At 57.0% G+C, this 17457-nt stretch carries 17 protein-coding genes; 8 read left to right on the forward strand and 9 right to left on the reverse strand.

All coding sequences use genetic code 11. The annotated features are described in order from the left end of the window. The first annotated feature begins 7 nt into the window (after positions 1-7). The 5 genes from EF096_RS08100 to pelG are packed head-to-tail and all read left to right on the forward strand — an operon-like array spanning position 8 to position 5735. Positions 8-526, forward strand: a complete 519-nt coding sequence (locus tag EF096_RS08100) for a penicillin-binding protein activator LpoB (RefSeq protein ID WP_123889120.1) — start codon at positions 8-10, stop codon at positions 524-526. Beyond that, entirely contained in the window at positions 526-1893 is a 1368-nt protein-coding gene (locus EF096_RS08105; protein ID WP_123889121.1) for a PelD GGDEF domain-containing protein, read from the forward strand. The genes EF096_RS08100 and EF096_RS08105 overlap by 1 nt, the downstream gene beginning before the upstream one ends. After that, positions 1871-2857, forward strand: coding sequence for a tetratricopeptide repeat protein (locus EF096_RS08110; protein ID WP_123889122.1), 987 nt, complete (start codon positions 1871-1873; stop codon positions 2855-2857). Before EF096_RS08105 ends, EF096_RS08110 begins: the two co-directional genes overlap by 23 nt. Continuing rightward, positions 2854-4365 (forward strand): GT4 family glycosyltransferase PelF, encoded by a 1512-nt coding sequence (gene pelF / locus EF096_RS08115; protein WP_123889123.1) that lies wholly within the window; start codon positions 2854-2856, stop codon positions 4363-4365. Before EF096_RS08110 ends, pelF begins: the two co-directional genes overlap by 4 nt. Then, the gene (gene pelG, locus EF096_RS08120; RefSeq protein WP_123889124.1) at positions 4365-5735 is read left to right on the forward strand and encodes an exopolysaccharide Pel transporter PelG; all 1371 of its coding nucleotides are present in this window, start codon (positions 4365-4367) and stop codon (positions 5733-5735) included. The genes pelF and pelG overlap by 1 nt, the downstream gene beginning before the upstream one ends. Before the next feature lie 52 nt (positions 5736-5787). Here the strand turns inward: pelG and yejK are convergent, their stop codons facing one another. The 5 genes from yejK to EF096_RS08145 all read right to left on the reverse strand — a co-directional run bounded on the left by yejK (position 5788) and on the right by EF096_RS08145 (position 12355). Next, positions 5788-6795: a nucleoid-associated protein YejK gene (gene yejK, locus EF096_RS08125; protein WP_123889125.1), complete on the reverse strand. Its 1008-nt coding sequence runs from the start codon at positions 6793-6795 to the stop codon at positions 5788-5790. A 65-nt stretch (positions 6796-6860) separates the two neighbouring features. Next, positions 6861-9710: a valine--tRNA ligase gene (locus EF096_RS08130; RefSeq protein ID WP_123889126.1), complete on the reverse strand. Its 2850-nt coding sequence runs from the start codon at positions 9708-9710 to the stop codon at positions 6861-6863. 132 nt (positions 9711-9842) lie between these two features. Beyond that, a complete protein-coding gene (locus EF096_RS08135) occupies positions 9843-10334 on the reverse strand; it encodes a hypothetical protein (RefSeq protein ID WP_123889127.1) in 492 nt (163 codons plus the stop codon). Between the two features lie 3 nt (positions 10335-10337). Beyond that, the gene (locus EF096_RS08140) at positions 10338-10769 is read right to left on the reverse strand and encodes a DNA polymerase III subunit chi (protein WP_123889128.1); all 432 of its coding nucleotides are present in this window, start codon (positions 10767-10769) and stop codon (positions 10338-10340) included. A gap of 95 nt (positions 10770-10864) precedes the next feature. After that, complete coding sequence (locus EF096_RS08145) at positions 10865-12355, reverse strand: leucyl aminopeptidase (RefSeq protein WP_123889129.1); 1491 nt, start codon at positions 12353-12355, stop codon at positions 10865-10867. Between the two features lie 150 nt (positions 12356-12505). On the opposite strand from EF096_RS08145, the gene lptF reads away from it, so the two are divergent. The 3 genes from lptF to EF096_RS08160 all read left to right on the forward strand — a co-directional run bounded on the left by lptF (position 12506) and on the right by EF096_RS08160 (position 15793). Continuing rightward, positions 12506-13609, forward strand: coding sequence for an LPS export ABC transporter permease LptF (gene lptF, locus EF096_RS08150; RefSeq protein ID WP_123889130.1), 1104 nt, complete (start codon positions 12506-12508; stop codon positions 13607-13609). Further along, entirely contained in the window at positions 13596-14657 is a 1062-nt protein-coding gene (lptG, locus tag EF096_RS08155) for an LPS export ABC transporter permease LptG (protein WP_123889131.1), read from the forward strand. The genes lptF and lptG overlap by 14 nt, the downstream gene beginning before the upstream one ends. A gap of 473 nt (positions 14658-15130) precedes the next feature. Then, positions 15131-15793 (forward strand): response regulator transcription factor, encoded by a 663-nt coding sequence (locus EF096_RS08160; RefSeq protein ID WP_123889199.1) that lies wholly within the window; start codon positions 15131-15133, stop codon positions 15791-15793. A gap of 22 nt (positions 15794-15815) precedes the next feature. On the opposite strand, the gene EF096_RS08165 is transcribed toward EF096_RS08160, so the two are convergent. From EF096_RS08165 to folX, 4 genes are all read right to left on the reverse strand, one after another. Continuing rightward, positions 15816-16310, reverse strand: coding sequence for an RDD family protein (locus EF096_RS08165; protein WP_123889132.1), 495 nt, complete (start codon positions 16308-16310; stop codon positions 15816-15818). Between the two features lie 26 nt (positions 16311-16336). Further along, entirely contained in the window at positions 16337-16672 is a 336-nt protein-coding gene (locus EF096_RS08170) for a HopJ type III effector protein (protein ID WP_123889133.1), read from the reverse strand. After that, on the reverse strand, positions 16669-16971 hold the full coding sequence (locus EF096_RS08175; RefSeq protein WP_123889134.1) for a DUF1244 domain-containing protein: 303 nt from the start codon (positions 16969-16971) through the stop codon (positions 16669-16671). Before EF096_RS08175 ends, EF096_RS08170 begins: the two co-directional genes overlap by 4 nt. A 111-nt stretch (positions 16972-17082) precedes the next feature. After that, on the reverse strand, positions 17083-17457 hold the full coding sequence (gene folX / locus EF096_RS08180) for a dihydroneopterin triphosphate 2'-epimerase (protein ID WP_123889135.1): 375 nt from the start codon (positions 17455-17457) through the stop codon (positions 17083-17085).

Genomic DNA, 17457 nt, shown 5'->3' on the forward strand with positions numbered 1-17457 from the left:
CAACAAAATGCGCGTATTACGTTGTTTTACTCTTATTGCCGCAGTTGTAACTGTCTCTGCCTGCAGTACTTTTTCAGGCAGCAGCAGCCCGGAGTTTCGAGCTGATGCGCAGTGGGGACTGCTACCGATGGTCAACTATTCGCAAACACCGCAGGCGGGTGAGCGCGCGGAGCAGATTCTGCTTAGCGTCTTGTCTGAAGAAGGTATTCAGCCGCGCGTCTACCCGCTCCCGGCTGAGCAGGATCTTATGCTGCTGGACGATCGCAAGCGTTTTGATGATGCGCTGAGCTGGGCTGGTACCCAGTCTTTTGACTACCTGATCAGCGGTAGTGTGGAAGAGTGGCAATACAAGAACGGTCTCGATGGAGAGCCTGCTGTGGGTATCAGCCTGCGGGTTCTGGATCCCAAAACCGGGCAGGTACTTTGGAGCAACAGCGGCGCGCGCGCCGGCTGGTCCCGCGAGAGTCTGGCCGGCTCCGCGCAAAAAGTACTGAACACGCTCATCGGCGACTTGCGGTTTGAATAATGTTTAGACATACCCCCCATAAGGATTACAGCCTTACACCGCGCGCCAGGCATAACTTTGCCTGGCTGGAAACGCCTATTCTGACGGCGGCGGTACTCGGGCTGTGTTTCTGGTTTGAACCCACGGACCCCCTGTTCGTGAACCGTTTCCCTTGGCCAATTCTTGCGCCTTTGCTGCTGGCTGTGCGCTACGGTTTTCTCCACGCTATGGTTAGCGCCGGCATGCTGGTGGTAGCCACCCTGGTATTGATGCGAGAAGGTTATCCTGGGTATGTCGAGCTGCCGGCTTCTTACATCGTCGGCATGTTGGTCAGCAGTATGGTTGTGGGCGAGTTCCGAGACCTCTGGGAGCGCAGGTTACAGCGTTTGCAGATGGCGAACGAATATCGCCAGTTCCGGCTGGATGAATTTACCCGTGCTTATCAGATGCTAAGGTCATCCCACGATCGACTGGAAGAACGGGTCGCCGGCAGCGAAACCAGCTTGCGCAGCTCGCTGTTACTACTGCGTAAACGAGTATTACAGGTTCGGCCAGAAACCAACGTGCTGAAGTCCAGTGCTGATTCCATTCTCAGCGTGCTGGGTCAGTATGGATCATTCAATGCGGCAGCACTTTATCCCGTGGTTGATGGCCAGCTGCAGGTCAGCAAGGCCTATGCTGAAGTCGGCGATATGGGCGCGCTGGATGCAAATGACTTGCTGATTCGGCTCTGCCTTGAACGCGCCGATGTGGTGAGTGTGCGTGATGTCTTCCGTGAGCAAGGCAGAGAAAAGTCCGTGTCCGGCCTGCAAGCCTGTGTGCCATTGGTAACCGTCGACGGTGAGCTACTGGCAATTGTCGTAGTGCGCAGCATGCCCTTTTTCTCCTTTAATGAACGCACCTTTATGTTGCTGGCATTGCTGGGTGGGCATATTGCCGATTTGCTGCATTCCGACGCTCAGGTGCTGGCGCTGGAAAACAACGAAGCTCGGCGTTTCTCGCAACATCTGCAGCGCTCGGTGCTGGATGCCGAAAAGCACGACCTGCCTGGCAGCCTGATGTGTTTCGAGCTGCCCGCGGACAGTACACCGGTATTGAAGGCTCTGGTCGACAGTCAGCGCGGTCTTGACCTGCAGTTGTCGCTGAGCAATAGCCGGGGTATCGATATGCTGTTGGTCTTGATGCCGCTAACCGATGCGCAGGGAAGTCAGGGCTATTTGGGCAGACTTGATCAGATTATCGCAGAACGCATGGGCGGCGAGCTATCCCTGCAAGAGCGTGGAATAACGTCCCACTATCACGAGCTGGGGCGGGAAAATACCCGTGCAGCGCTGAGCGAATTCTTGTATCGGGAGTGCGGACTGAATGACCAGCAAGTGGCTATTTAGTGGTGCGCTGGCGTTTGAGCTAGGCAGTTGGTCAGCGCTGATTGGCAGTCCAACGCCCGTTGAAGCCCTGTATCTGTATATTCTGCCACATGCGATCGGCTCGGCATTGCTGGCGGCGGGGCTTTGGCTGCTGCTTCCCCGGCGCTACAAGTTTCCACTACCGTGGTCTCCGTTGCTGCTGTTCAGCTTTATCTTTTTTATTCCGTTAGTGGGGGTGGTGGGTACGATCGCGGGTGTCTTTGCCGGCTTGTATCTGCCGCGTCGTACGAGTGAGCAGGGTTGGCAGGCGACGCGTATGCCGGCGTTGCCTTTTCGCGCAGTAGAGCAGCGTAATTCGCCGCTATTCAATGATGGTGGCCTGCAGGATGTGCTGCAGTTGGCCAGTGACCCGGAGCAGCGGATGGCGGCGTTGCTGGCGACCAAACGTATGCCCGGTAATGAGGCGGCGCCGATACTCAAGCTGGCGTTGCGTGACCCGGAAGACGATGTGCGTTTGCTCGCCTATTCCATGCTGGATCAGCAGGAAACCGCAATCAACCAGAATATCGAACGCCTGCAGTTGCGCCTCGCCGAGCAGCCACGTGCGCCTAAAGCAGCTCACGCTGCGCTGGCACGCTGGTATTGGGAGTTAGCCTACCTCGGCTTGGCTCAGGGCGGTGTGCTGGAGCATATTCTGGCTCAAGCTTTGCTGCATACGCAGGCGGCGATGGAGGGGGGCGATAATGCTGATCTCGACTTGCTGGCCGGCAGAATATTGATGGCTCAGGGGCAGGTCGAGGAGGCCCGGGAGCGCTTGCAACATGCCGTTGAACTGGGCATGAATCCTAGCCGAGTGGCACCTTTTCTGGCTGAAATTGCTTTTATGGAACAACGCTATAGCGATGTTGCGCTCCACCTTAACGCTATTCCTGAGGCGTTGCGTAACAAGCCGCCGCTGGCGACTGCGGCGAGGTATTGGTTATGAGTGAGAACGCTGAAACAGCGGATATCTGCCTATTGCTGGAAGGCACTTGGCCCTACGTGCGCGGTGGCGTTTCCAGCTGGGTGAACCAGATACTGCTGGGGCTACCCGATGTGCGCTTCTCGGTTGTGTTCATTGGCGGGCAACGCGATTCCTATCCGCGCAGGTACTATGATATTCCGCCTAATGTAGTCCATATTGAAGAAGTCTTTATTGCCGAGTCCTGGCAGCCGGGGACGGTAAAACGAGGCTCGCCGCCCAAGGCTGATCATGCAGCGCTCGAGCAGCTCTATCGTTATTTCCATCATCCGGATACCCCTGATCAATCCATGGTTGATGGTCTGCTCGGTAGCCTGGCTGCCGGAGAGTTAACCTGTGATCAGGTATTGCGCAGCAAGGCGAGTTGGCAGGTGCTGAGCCAAGGGTACATGGAGCATTGTACCGATCCCTCTTTCATCAATTATTTTTGGACATTGCGTACTATTCAGCCGCCGGTGCTGATGCTTGCCGACCTTGCGCGCCGCTTGCCGCGTGCCAAGGCTGTGCATGCGATTTCCACCGGCTACGCTGGCTTGTTGGGTGCTATTTTGAAAACCCATTGGCAGTGCCCGTTTGTACTGACCGAGCATGGCATTTACACCAAAGAGAGAAAGATTGATCTCGCGCAGGCAGCCTGGGTTGCCGATGCCAAGGATGAAGCCCTCAGTGGCGGCCTGGATACGTCTACCGGTTATGTCAGGGCGTTATGGATTCGCTTTTTTGAGCGTACCGGCCTGCTCGCTTATCAGTCTGCTGATCCGATTATTTCTCTGTATGAGGGCAATCGGACACGACAGATCAAGGACGGCGCCAGTGCAAGCCGCACTCGGGTTATCCCAAACGGCATAGCGCTCGCACCCTGGGACCCCATTCGTGCCGAGCGTGCCCCCGGCATTCCTATGGTCGCAGGTCTTATTGGACGCGTAGTGCCGATCAAAGACGTAAAGACCTTTCTTCGTGCGGCGCGCAGCGTGGCTAACGTTATTCCTTCATTTGAGGCCTGGATTGTAGGGCCGGAGGAAGAGGACGAGGTTTATGCGCAAGAATGCCACAGCCTGGTGAGCAGTCTGGGTTTGGGCGACCACGTGCGTTTTCTTGGTTTCCAGAATATTCGCGACATCATGCCCCGCCTTGGTGTGATGGTGCTGACGTCCATAAGCGAGGCACAACCCCTGGTTATTCTGGAGGCCTGGTGTGCCGGTACGCCGGTAGTGAGCACTGACGTCGGCTCTTGTCGAGAGCTGATTGAAGGCGCTGGCGAGGAGGACCAAGGGCTTGGTTCGGCTGGCGAGGTCATTCCCATCGCTGATCCTCAGGCTACTGCCTTTGCCATCCAGCGCCTGCTGCAGGACCCTGTTCGCTGGGCCAATGCGCAGAAAGTCGGTCTGCAGCGGGTTACCCGTCTGTACAGCGACGAACTCATGTTTAGCCGCTATCGCGACATCTATCGCGCAGCAACGGGAGATAACTGATGGCCGGTATTGGCTTTGAACTGCGTCGAATTTTGGCGCGTGACACCTACTCTTCGACCTTGCGAGCTTACGTCTATGCCGGTTTGATCAGTTCGGGCCCCTGGGTGCTGTCGATCATCAGCGTCATGTTGATCGGTGTGATGAGTATCGGTTTTATTGTGCCGGATTTATTGGTCAGGCAGTTTCTGGTAACCGTGACCTATCTGATGGCCACCTCGCTGATTTGTACCGGTGGTTTGCAGCTGTTCTTTACCCGTTTTGTCTCAGACCGTCTGTTTGAACAGCGAATGGACGTGATTACGCCCAATCTGCTCGGCATCCTGATGTTGGTGACGCTGGCGTCAGGTGCCCTGGGTATTCTCGTGCTCTTGTTGCTCTTTGATCAGTCATTTATTTATCGGCTGCTGGTCTTGGCCAACTTTGTCACCCTGTGCAACCTCTGGCTGGTGATTATCTTTCTTTCCGGCATGAAGGCTTACAATCGTATTCTGCTGGTGATGCTGGGTGGCTACGCCTGCATGATCGCGAGTGCCTATTTCCTGCGCATGGTTGGCATGGAAGGGTTGTTGCTGGCATTGCTTATCGGCCATGCCGTACTGCTGTTTGTATTCCTGTTCGATATCCTGCGCGAATACCCGGCGGATCGTCTGATCGCGTTCGACTTTCTGGATAGAGGCAAGGTCTTCATTAGCCTGTTGTTGACCGGGCTTTTTTATAACCTTGGCATCTGGATCGACAAATTTATCTTCTGGTTCAATCCCGGTACTTCGGAACAGGTGATCGGGCCGCTGCGCGCCTCTATGCTCTATGACTTGCCCATCTTTCTGGCCTATCTGGCAATTATTCCGGGTATGGCGGTATTTTTGGTGCGCATCGAGACCGACTTCGCTGAATGGTATGACCGCCTGTTTTCTGCAATTCGCGGGGGGGAAACACTGCAGCACATCCGTCAGCTGAAAAACGAGATGACCCTCTCTATTCGTCAGGGCTTGCAGGAAATATGCAAGGTTCAGGGGCTTACGGTGCTATTGCTGTTTCTCTTCGCGCCCGCGTTGCTGGATCGGCTGGATATCTCCAGTCACTACCTACCACTGTTTTACGTGGATCTGGTGGGGGTGAGTATTCAGGTGGTATTTATGGCGCTACTTAATGTGTTCTTCTATCTCGACAAGCGCGCACTGGCATTGGAATTGTGCGCGCTCTTCGTATTGTTGAACGCCTTGCTAACGCTTATAACGCTGCAGCTTGGGCCAAGTTTCTTTGGTTACGGCTTTACCGTCTCACTGATGATCTGTGCTCTGGTTGGTCTGTTCAGGCTGTCATCAGCACTCGATAGCCTCGAGTACGATACCTTCATGCTGGAGCGCTGAGACCCTCTGCCGGTAGGTTACCGGCAGACAGCGTGGCTTTCTTTATGCAGTCTCAGCGTTTTTTGTTGCGTAGCTGCTGTACCAGGCCCTTGGGTGGGTGCTTGATGACGAGCGCGTCATCACTCTCGTTGTACTCGACCCGCTCACCGAGCAGATGAGATTCGAAGCTGATCGAGAGTCCATCCGCTTTGCCATAGAAACGCATGAAGTTGCTCAGGGTGCGCTTGTCCGCAGGGATTTCGGGGTTCAGGCCATAGTCCTTGTTGCGGATGTAATCGTAAAAGGCGCGTGGCTGTTCTTCATCTATGACGCCTGACAGCTCTTCCAATCCAACCTGTTCGCCTGCGCGGGTCTGACTGTTGACGTACCCAGTCATGGCCTTGGCTTTGTCCTTGACCAGCTCTGGCTCCATCGAGGCCTCGCCGACATAGTCGCTGAAGGCTTGCAGTAGCGTGTTGGTTTCCTCTTCCGGGTTTGATCCTTCAACGCAGCCAATAAAATCACGGAAGTAGTCCGACACGCGCTTGCCGCTGCGCCCGCGGATAAAGGAAATGTAATTCTTCGAGGTCGCGTTCTGCTTCCATTCGGTCAGATTGATGCGCGCTGCCATATTCAAACTGGATAGGTCCAGGTGACGCGCTGAGGCGACGTCGAGCTGCTCGGTTACGGTGACGCCTTCGGTATGGTGCAGCAAGGCGACGACCAGAAACGCAGTCATGCCCTGGCGATAGCGGATGAACAGCACATGACCACCCAGCGCCAGGTTGGAGCCTTCCATCAGGGTTTTCAGCTGTTCGCTGGCTTTGCTGGTAAAGCCGACAAAGTCGATATCCTGGTCGATCAGTTGCTGTAACCAGCCGCTGAACGGATAGGCGCCGCTCTCTTCGTGAAAGTAGCCCCAAGCTTTGTTGGGTTTGCTGTTGTAGGCCTCGATCAAGCCTGCCAGCAGCTGCTCCAATGCTTCAGAGTTGGCCAGCTCGGCGTCACGCAGCGTCAGGCTGGCGGGCTGGCCATCCGGTTTCTTGTGAATCTGGTGAACGATGCTGTTGTCGATCGGCATAGTGGGTATCCCGCGGTGGCTTGCTATGGGGTGGCGCCGATCCCATGATCGGCGCCGTGCGGCATTTACAGGCTGGCGATATGCTTGCGCTGTTCGCTCAGCTGGGACAGTGCCTGCTCAGCGTCGGCCAGCTTGGCACGTTCCTTATCGATCACGGCGGGTGGGGCCTTATCGACGAAGCCCGCATTCGACAGCTTGCCGCCAATGCGTTTGACCTCGCCCTCAAGACGACCGATTTCCTTGTCCAGGCGCGCCAGCTCGGCGGTCTTGTCGATCAGGCCGGCCATGGGCACCAGCACTTCCAGCTCGCCTACCAGTGCGGTAGCCGACAGCGGTGCCTCTTCGCCTTCAGCCAGTACCGTCACGCTGGACAGCTTGGCGAGCTTCTTCAGGAAGGTATCGTTTTCCTGCAGGCGGCGTTGATCTTCGCTGCCCACTTTGCGCAGCAGCAGCTCCAGCTCCTTGCCGGGGGCTACGTTCATCTCGCCGCGAATGTTGCGCACGCCAAGAATCAGTGCTTTTAGCCACTCGGCGTCGCCCTCGGCGGCGGCGTCAATGCGATTCTGGTCTGCTTCAGGCCAGGGCTGCAGCATGATGGTTGCGCCGCTCTTGCCTGCCAGTGGGGCGATGCGCTGCCAGATCTCTTCGGTGATGAAGGGCATGAAAGGATGGGCCAGACGCAGAGCTGCTTCTAACACGCGGACCAGGGTGCGGCGGGTGCCGCGCTGGCGTTCGGCTGAGGCGTTCTCGTCCCAAAGTACCGGCTTGGACAGCTCCAGATACCAGTCGCAGTATTGGTTCCAGATAAACTCGTAGAGCGCGTTGGACGCCAAGTCAAAGCGGAACTGATCGAGTTGGCGAGTCACTTCGGCCTCGGTGCGCTGCAGCTGAGAGATGATCCAGCGATCGGCCAGCGTCAGTTCTACCGGTGATCCGTCAGCGCCGCAGTCCTTGTCTTCGCACTGCATCATGACGTAACGGGTGGCATTCCAGATCTTGTTGCAGAAGTTGCGGTAGCCTTCTACGCGGCCCATATCGAACTTGATGTCGCGACCGGTAGAGGCCAGCGAGCAGTTGGTAAAGCGCAAGGCGTCAGTGCCGTAGGCGGCAATGCCGTCGGGGAACTCGGCGCGGGTCTGCTTCTCGATCTTTTCGGCCAGCTTGGGTTGCATCATGCCGCTGGTGCGTTTGCTGACCAGTGACTCCAGATCAATACCGTCGATGATGTCCAGCGGGTCCAGAACGTTACCCTTGGACTTGGACATCTTCTGGCCCTGGCCGTCGCGCACCAGACCATGCACGTAAACCGTCTTGAACGGGATCTGCGCGCTACCGTCGTCGTTCTTCATCAGGTGCATGGTCAGCATGATCATGCGTGCGACCCAGAAGAAGATGATATCGAAGCCGGTGACCAGCACGTCGGTCGGGTGGAAGGTCTTCAGCGCTTGGGTCTGTTCGGGCCAGCCCAGGGTTGAGAAGGTCCACAGGCCGGAGCTGAACCAGGTATCCAGTACGTCTTCGTCCTGGCGCAGCGGTGCGTCGCCCAGGTTGTGTTTGGCGCGCACTTCGGCCTCGTCGCGGCCGACATACACATTGCCAGCCTCGTCGTACCAGGCTGGGATGCGGTGGCCCCACCAGAGCTGACGGGAGATACACCAGTCCTGGATGTCGCGCATCCAGCTGAAATACATGTTTTCGTACTGCTTGGGCACAAACTGGATGCGGCCATCTTCAACGGCGTCAATCGCCGGCTCTGCCAGCGGTTTGGTTGAGACGTACCACTGATCGGTCAGCCAGGGTTCAATGACCACACCGGAGCGGTCGCCTTTGGGCACCTTGAGGGCGTGAGGCTCGATCTTTTCGAGCAGGCCGAGCGCGTCGAAGTCAGCGACGATCTGCTTGCGCGCGGCAAAACGATCCATACCGGCATAGGCCTCCGGCAGGCTGGCATCGAATTCGCTGTTGACGCTGCCATCAATATTGAAGACCTGTGCCTTGGCCAGTACGGCCGCGTTCTGGTCGAGAATATTGATCAGTGGCATGGCGTGGCGCTTGCCGACTTCATAGTCGTTGAAGTCGTGGGCGGGGGTGATTTTCACACAGCCGGTGCCAAACTCGGGATCGCAGTAATCATCGCCCACAATCGGAATGCGGCGACCAACCAGCGGCAACTCGATAAACTTGCCGATCAACGCCTGGTAGCGCTCATCATCCGGGTTAACGGCTACGGCGGTATCGCCCAGCATGGTTTCCGGGCGCGTAGTGGCAACAATCAGGTAGGTCTTGCCATCAGCCGTGGTGGCACCATCGGCCAGTGGATAGCGCAGATTCCAGAGTGAGCCTTGCTCATCATGGTTCTCGACTTCCAGGTCGGAGATCGCGGTGTGCAGTTTCGGGTCCCAGTTGACCAGCCGCTTGCCGCGGTAGATCAGGCCGTCTTCATGCAGGCGAACAAAGGCTTCCTTGACCGCTTCGGACAAACCATCATCCATGGTGAAGCGCTCGCGGCTCCAGTCCACTGAGCTGCCCAGGCGACGAATCTGCCGAGTGATATTACCGCCAGACTCTTCTTTCCACTCCCAGACCTTGTCCAGGAATTTTTCCCGCCCCAGGTCATGGCGACTAACACCTTGAGCGCCCAGTTGACGCTCTACAACCATCTGGGTGGCGATACCGGCATGGTCGGTTCCCGGTTGCCACAGGGTGTTGCGACCCTGCATGCGGCGGAAACGGATCAGGGCATCCATGATCGAATTGTTGAAACCATGCCCCATGTGCAGGCTGCCAGTGACGTTCGGTGGCGGCAGGGCAATGGTGTAGGACTCGCCAGAGCCCTGTGGAGCGAAGTAGTTGTTCTGCTCCCAAGTCTGGTACCAGGAGGATTCAATGGCGTCGGGCTGGTAAGTCTTTTCCATGGGTGTACTGGTTATCCGGTAATCAATGAGCGATCAGCGCAGTCGCACGGCTCGATTGGCCGTTGGCGAATGTGGCGCAGAGAAAGCCGCCATTATAGCGGTCCGGAGGGGGTATGGCCCAGCCCGGTAGGCTTATTTCAGCTGCTCACGCACTATCTGTTGCAGTTTGCGCTGCATCCGCTTGCGCAATTCGTCTTCGATGGTGGGGATCAGGTCGTCGATCACGCCCTGCAGAATCAGCTGAGCTTCGGCCTGCAGACGGGCTTCCATGCGGACTTCGCGCGCGGTGGTGGCAGTGGCGGAAAGAGCTGGGGGTGGTTCCTCACCAGACATCAGCTGGTCTAGCTGCATCCGCTCTGCCGCCAATTTGGCCAGTGATGCGTACGGCAAAAAGGGGTTGTGTGCCTTGTCCGCGGGACGCGGCGGCAGGCTATAGGGGGGCGTTACATGAGAGCCGGATGCCGGCGGCGCGGTGGGCGCGGGAATGACATCCTGCAGCAGCGGGATGTCGAGTTGATCATCGGGCGAGGTTGGCTGCGCTTCGCTCTGCTCATCGAGCAGGGTGCGAATCGACTCCAGGTCTTCCAGCAGTCGTGAGGGCTCCGAAGGGTCGCGCTGCTTCATGATTCATCCTGCTATCCGTATCTGATGAGATTGTAGAGGATAGCCCCGTTCGCGGTAGAAACGGAAGCGCTCGCGTGCGGGTACGCGAACCACATCCTGTTCGACCACAATTTCTGCCAGACGGGCAAAGCGGCTGAAGAAGCCAGGCGTCAGGTCGCTCAGATTGATCAACAGGTCGTGGTGCTCACCGGGATCGTCTCCGCAACCGCACACGACGGGCTCGTCTACTTCTTCGCCGCGCAGGGCATGAGGCAGGAAAGCCTCTTCGCGAAACGACCAAAGTAGTTGATCAAGCTGCTCCGCCGCGGCTTCGTCCTGGCAATGCAGGTAAACGTGGTGGCCCTTTTGCCAGGCCTTGTGAGCCAGACGGCAGGCGTACTGCAAGCGGGTAGCTGGCTGTGCGCTGTTGAGCAGGTAGAAGTCGATACGGGTCATAAGGGCAGCCTTAAGCTTCAAGCAGCAAGCTACAAGCGGTTACCTGAGGCCTCGAGAGCCTTGGGCTTGTCGCTTGTAGCTTGCCGCTGCTGGCATTAGCCAGCCTGATTAAGCAGGTACTGGGTCAGCAAAGGTACTGGGCGACCGGTTGCGCCTTTGTCCTTGCCACCACTGATCCAGGCCGTGCCAGCGATATCCAGATGCGCCCAGCGGTACGCTTTGGCGTAGCGCGAGAGGAAGCAGCCTGCGGTGATGGTCCCGGCTTTGGGGCCGCCGATATTGGCCATGTCGGCGAAGGGGCTATCCAGCTGCTCCTGATACTCCTCGAACAGCGGCAGTTGCCACGCCCGGTCGCTAGCCTGGGTGCCGGCACTCAGCAGCTGCTGCACCAGGTCATCGTCGTTGCCCATAAGGCCTGAGGTATTACCGCCCAGGGCGACAATGCAGGCACCGGTCAGGGTGGCGATATCGACCACACTGGCAGGCTTGAAGCGCTCAGCGTAGGTCAGGGTATCGCACAGTACCAGGCGTCCCTCGGCATCGGTGTTGAGTACTTCGACCGTCTGGCCAGACATGGTGGTGACAATGTCGCCGGGCTTGGTAGCTGTGCCGCTGGGCATGTTTTCGGCAGAGGCAATCAAACCAATCAGATTGATCGGCAGCTGCATGGCGACGATGGCCTTGATCACACCAAACACGGTAGCGGCGCCGCACATGTCGTACTTCATCTCGTCCATGGTCGCTGCAGGCTTGATGCTGATGCCGCCAGTGTCAAAGGTAATGCCCTTGCCGACCAGAACGTGTGGCTGGTCCTTGGCCTTGCCGCCGTGGTAGCTGATACGAATCAGCTTGGCCGGCTCGACGCTGCCAGCGCTGACCGAGAGCAGCGCGCCCATGCCCAGCGCCTTCATGTCTTTCTCTTCCAGCACTTCGACGTCCAGCTCCTTGTGGGCCTTGGCCAGAGCCTTGGCTTCCTTGGCCAGATAGGTTGGCGTGCAGACATTGCCAGGCAGGTTGCCCAGTGTGCGCGTCAGGTTCATACCCTCGCCGATCGCTGCGCCCTGGGTGACCGCTAGCTTCAATGTGGCGGCATCGGCCTTGTCGGCGGACCAGAGAGCGACCTTTTTCAGCTTGGGCTTGTCGGCCTTCTTGCTTTTGAACTGATCGAATTGGTAAAGATTGTCGTAGCAGGTTTCAACCAGCAGGCGCGTCTGGGCATACAGGTCGCGATCCTTGACGGGGAGGCTGGTGAAGGCAAATACCGCATCGCTGGCCGCTCCATTTTTCAGGGTCGTGATGGCTTTTTGCGCTAGTCGACGCCAGGCGCGATCACTAAGCGCCTCGTCTTTACCACTGCCAATCAATAAAATGCGTTGCGCTGCAATGCCCGGCAGAGCGAACAGCATCAGCGTATTTCCGGCCTTGCCGTCGAGGTCGCCGCTCTTCAGTGCGGCGCTGATTTGCCCGCCGCAGGCGCTGTCCAGCTGTGCCGCTGGGCCACTGAGGGTTTTGCTTTCACTGACCGCGACCACCAGACAGCCGCATTTAATCGTTTCCAGTGCGCCGTGCTTTACGTTGAACTCCATGGTGCTCCCCAAGACAAATCGTGATGATTGACTGATAATACGGGTTAAATCCCGTGGGTGTCTGTCGGGCTGCTGCTGGCAGACATGTCAGTCCTGCATTCTGGCCTATTCGTGCCGACCCTTAAAGACCCCGAGCCAAGGAACTTATCTGTGATTGTTTTTCGCTATCTGAGCCGTGAGGTTTTACAGACACTGGCTGCGGTGAGCGGCGTACTGCTGCTGATCATCATGAGTGGGCGCTTTATCAAGTACCTGGCTCAGGCCGCCGCCGGCCAACTCGACTCCGGCGTATTGTTCATGATCATGGCCTATCGCCTGCCGGGCTTTATGGTGCTGATTCTGCCGCTGGGTATGTTCCTCGGGATATTGCTGGCCTACGGTCGACTTTATCTCGATAGCGAAATGACGGTGCTGTCGGCGACGGGTATCAGTGATCGCAAGATTATTGGTTACACCCAGGGGCCTGCGTTACTGGTGATGCTGATTGTTGGCCTGCTGAGCTTTTGGATTGCGCCTGCCGGGGTGTTGAAGACGCAGCAGTTGTTTAACCAGCAGGATGCGTTGACCGAGTTTGATACGCTGGCTGCTGGCCGCTTCCAGGCCTTGGGCAGCGGTAAGCGGGTCACCTATGCGGGTGGCTTGTCGGATGATCGCACTCAGCTGGAAGATATTTTTATTACCGAGCGTCGGGGGGAGGGCGAGGATGCCAAGCTGGGCGTTCTGGTTGCGGCCACCGGCACGCAGGAGTTGAACGCAGACGGTAGCCGCTACCTGGTGTTGAATAAGGGCTTTCGCTACGAAGGTCAGCCGGGGCAGCCTGATTTTCGTACCATTGAGTACGATACCTACGGCGTTTTGCTACCCAAGCCCGAGGTGCAGACCGAGGTGACAGATCGCGAGGCTATGTCGACCGGACAGTTGTTGCAGGAACCGGGGCTGGATGAGCGCGCTGAGCTGCAATGGCGCATAGCGATTCCGTTACTCGTTCCTATCGTTGCTTTTTTTGCCGTACCGCTGTCGCGAGTCAATCCACGTCAGGGGCGTTTCCTCAAGCTGTTGCCGGCGATTTTGCTCTATATGGCCTACTTGGCGCTGCTTATCAGTGCGCGGGGCTGGATGGAATCGGGTAAAACTCCGGCCGTTCTGGGCTTATGGTGGGTGCACGGGCTCTTTTTGACTATTGGTTTGCTTCTCAACTGGCGGGCGCTGCTGGCGCCAAGCCGCGCCACTGGAGGTGCCCATGCGCAAGCTTGATCGTTACATTGGCAACTCGGTGTTGCTGAGTATTCTGGTAGTTCTGGCGATAATCCTGGGCCTTGATCTGCTGTTCGCCTATATCAATGAGCTGGGTGACCTGGAAGGCGGCTACGGCCCGGTACAGGCATTGCTTTACGTGCTGCTTACAGTGCCGCGGCGGCTGCATGATTTGTTGCCACTGGCAGCGCTGGTCGGTTGTTTGGTGGGCTTGGGCACCCTGGCCAGCAACTCGGAGCTGACCATCATGCGCGCGGCCGGTGTTTCCATTGCGCGCATCATTGGCTCGGTCATGAAGCCTCTGTTGGTGCTGATGGTGTTGGGGGTATTGGTTGGCGAGTATGTGACTCCTTACACCGAGAATCTGGCAGAAAGTCGCCGGGCGATCGCAGAAGGGAGTAATGAGGCGGTTAAGGCGAAGGGCTTATGGCATCGTGAAGGTGAAGACTTCATTCACATCAACGCGGTGCAGCCCAATGGCGTATTGCATGGCGTGACGCGCTATCGCTTTGATGGTCAGCGCCATTTGCTGGAGGCCAGCTTTGCGCGCCGCGCTACCGTGCAGGACAACGACTGGTTGATGGAAGACGTGCAAACCACCCGCTTTGCCGATGATGGCCAGAGTGAGGTGCTCACCACCTTCCAGGATCTGTGGAATATTCATTTGTCGCGCGATCTGTTGCGCGTGGTCCTGCTTGATCCGGAGGTGCTGCCGCTCAAGGGCATCTGGCAATATCAGGAATATTTGTCTAATCAGGGCTTGAACAATAAACCTTATTGGCTCGCGTTCTGGAAAAAACTCTTCCAGCCATTGGCAACGGCCGCGCTGGTATTTGTCGCTATTTCCTTCATTTTTGGCCCCCTGCGCTCGGTGACTATGGGGCAACGCCTGTTTACCGGTGTGTTGGTCGGCTTTGGATTCCAGATAGGGCAGGACCTGCTCGGGCCCTCGAGCTTGGTATTTGGCTTCTCGCCGCTTATTGCGGTGCTGTTACCGATAGCGCTGCTATTTGTAATAGGCGCTTATTTGTTGCGCCGGGCGGGCTAGACGTCAGTTAAACCTGTATTGATGCAGTTCAGGCACCTGGTCCGGGATTGTCTGTCAGGTCTCGCAAAGGCAGAGTGTGTGCCGCTGGCAAGCGGCGGCGTGAGAACGCTCCGGTTTGTTTGTTGTGCAGCTGGATATGCGTTTGCACGAGGCTGTTCTGGATCAACGGCTCAGCGCTCGTCAGGAGCGTAACCTCTCACGCATATTGCGCGAATGCCTTACCAGTATATTCAAGCATGCCCAGCCCCAGGTTATTTCGGTGCAGTTATCGGTGGAACCGAATCGGCTTGTGTTGCAATATCAGAATGATGGCGCAGGGATGCTGTCGCTAGTTGAATAACCAATAGCCGGACTGGGTTTGCTTGGTATTCAACAGCGCTGCGCCGAGTTGGGTGCAGAGGTTTGCTGGTGCTCACCGCTGCATGGCGGCCCGGCGACGCAATGTGATATCCCGGTAAAGGCGAGCTGAAGTGATGAATGATGTCCTGATTCTGGAAGATCAAAAGGATGCTCAGGGCTGGTTGGCAGAGGCCATTTTAATGGCTTGGCCTCAGGTCCGGTTGAGCGTTTATGGGCGTTTGGATGGCGCCCTGCAGGCACTGGAATCGGGGCAGCCCGATCTTTGTCTGGTCGACCTGCAGCTGCCGGACGGCTCAGGTATTGACTTCATTCGCCAGTGCAGCAAGCGGTATCCCGCAACCTTGCTCGTAGTTGCCACTATATATGACGATGATATGCATCTGTTTCCGGCGTTGCAGGCAGGAGCCAACGGTTATCTATTGAAAGACGATAGCCAGAAACAGATCGCGCTGGCGCTAGAGGGGGTAGCCCTGGGTGTGCCGCCGTTATCGCCGCAGATTGCACAACGTATGTTGGGCTTCTTTCAACAGGCTTCGGGAGCCGGTAGCTGGCGCCCTGGGGGTTCTCCGGATGAGGAAGTGGCAAAACTCAGCGAACGCGAGCGTGAGTTTTTGCTGGTTATTGGTAACGGCTATAAAACGGCTGAGGCGGCCGATATGTTGGGTGTGAGTTATCACACGGCAACAAGTTACATTAAAAACATTTACGCCAAGCTGGGGATCAGTAGTCGTGCGCAGGCCGTGCAGGAAGCCATACGCATGGGGTTGATGAGCTAAAAATAGTTACCGATGTAATGCTTCACTTCTTGAAAGTACCCTTTGGCAGAACGACCAGTTGCGTATTGGACGCTATGTCGTGCCATGTCCGAGACTGCTTGTCCACGAGTTGCCAGAAAAATCCCAGACCGGCACAGAGCCAGGAAAGCTGGCAAACCAACAGCCGGATTAATGCTTGCGTGCGGGTGATCGAGAGCCCGTTCGGTTGCTGCAGGCGGATACGCCAAGCCTGCATGCCCAGGGTTTGGCCTTTTTTGGTCCAGAACAGCAGGTAAAAACCGGTAGTCACGATGATGATGATCACGCTGAGCAGATGGTCACCAATAAAGCCACCCGCGTCTGCTTGCTGATGGGCTGTCGCCTCCCCGTATATACCGATGTAAATGCCAAGGTAGGCAAAGGTCGCGACCATGAGTACGGCGAGTAATAACAGCAGGTCGTAACCCGCAGCCGCCAGCCGCCTGATCAAACCGCAAGACGGGAAGTCCCCTTTAGGGGACAGCTGTTTGACTGTCATGGAGTCTCCTGGTCGCGTGAACGCAGTTATCGCCGGGTCAGCGGCTGGCGGTTAAATGATACTGCGTTGAGGCCGCTATTCATGAAAGCGCGAATGTTGGCGTGATCGCTGCCGGTGGGGTTGTCCAGAACAGACCGGTAGTGCTCGGCAAAGCACTGCAGTGTCTGCAGGTCAGTTAGCTGCAGGTCCTGCGCCGCTGCCAATACCTTGCAGGAGCCCTGGTTCTGGTCCTCTGTATTGTGTATGGCGCCGTTCGCAAATGCGCTGGGCTGATAGTGATAGTGTTGCTCGATAAAGCTGAGGGTATCCGCGAATTGGTGCTCTGGCTTGCCCAGGCGGGCGACAAACTGCTCGGGGGTCATGCTTTATCCTGTTTCTGCGCTCGTTCGAAGGCGGCTTGTTGCTGCGGGCTGGCTTCAGTCTGGTATTTGGCTTTCCAGTCAGCGTAGGGCATGCCATAGATGGCTTCACGTGCTTCATCCATGCTTAGCTCGATGTCCATATCGTCTGCTGCCCCCTTGTACCACTTGGACAGACAGTTGCGACAGAAGCCTGCGAGTGTCATCAGCTCGATGTTCTGCACATCCTTGCGGCTACGCAGATGACTGACCAGGTTACGGAAGGCTGCCGCTTCAAGTTCAAGACGTTCCTGTTGGGTCATCATCAACTCCGGTTTTCATCAGCTTATGTTGTTTATGTCAGCGCACCCTTGATGGCTGACAACCAGGTGCGCCAAGCATAAAACGCAATCAGCCAAAGTCAATCGGCCGCGTCAGTTGCGTTGTGCACTCAGAGTAATGGATACCGATTCAGCAAAACGCAGTGCGTGCGGCTTGTCTACTTCGACTTCCGCATAGTGCACTTGTTGGTGCTGCATCACTATGTCCAGCAGCTCTTGGGTCAGCCGCTCCAGCAGGGCAAAGCGGTTGCCCTCTACATGGGCAATGAGCGCTTTGGTGATGGTGCGATAGTTCAGCGCCTGAGTTATCTCGTTGACGGCGACAGCATCGTCGGCCGGGTAGAGTATGGTCACATTGATCAGGATGTCTTGCTGATTGTGGATTTCTTCATCCTTGATGCCAATGTAGGTGCGTAGACGCAGGTCCTTGATGCGGATGCGGGCCAGGCCCGGTGCCAGTATGCTCAT

The organism is Pseudomonas neustonica, assembly GCF_003797945.1.
GTDB classification, from domain to species: Bacteria; Pseudomonadota; Gammaproteobacteria; order Pseudomonadales; family Pseudomonadaceae; genus Halopseudomonas; species Halopseudomonas neustonica.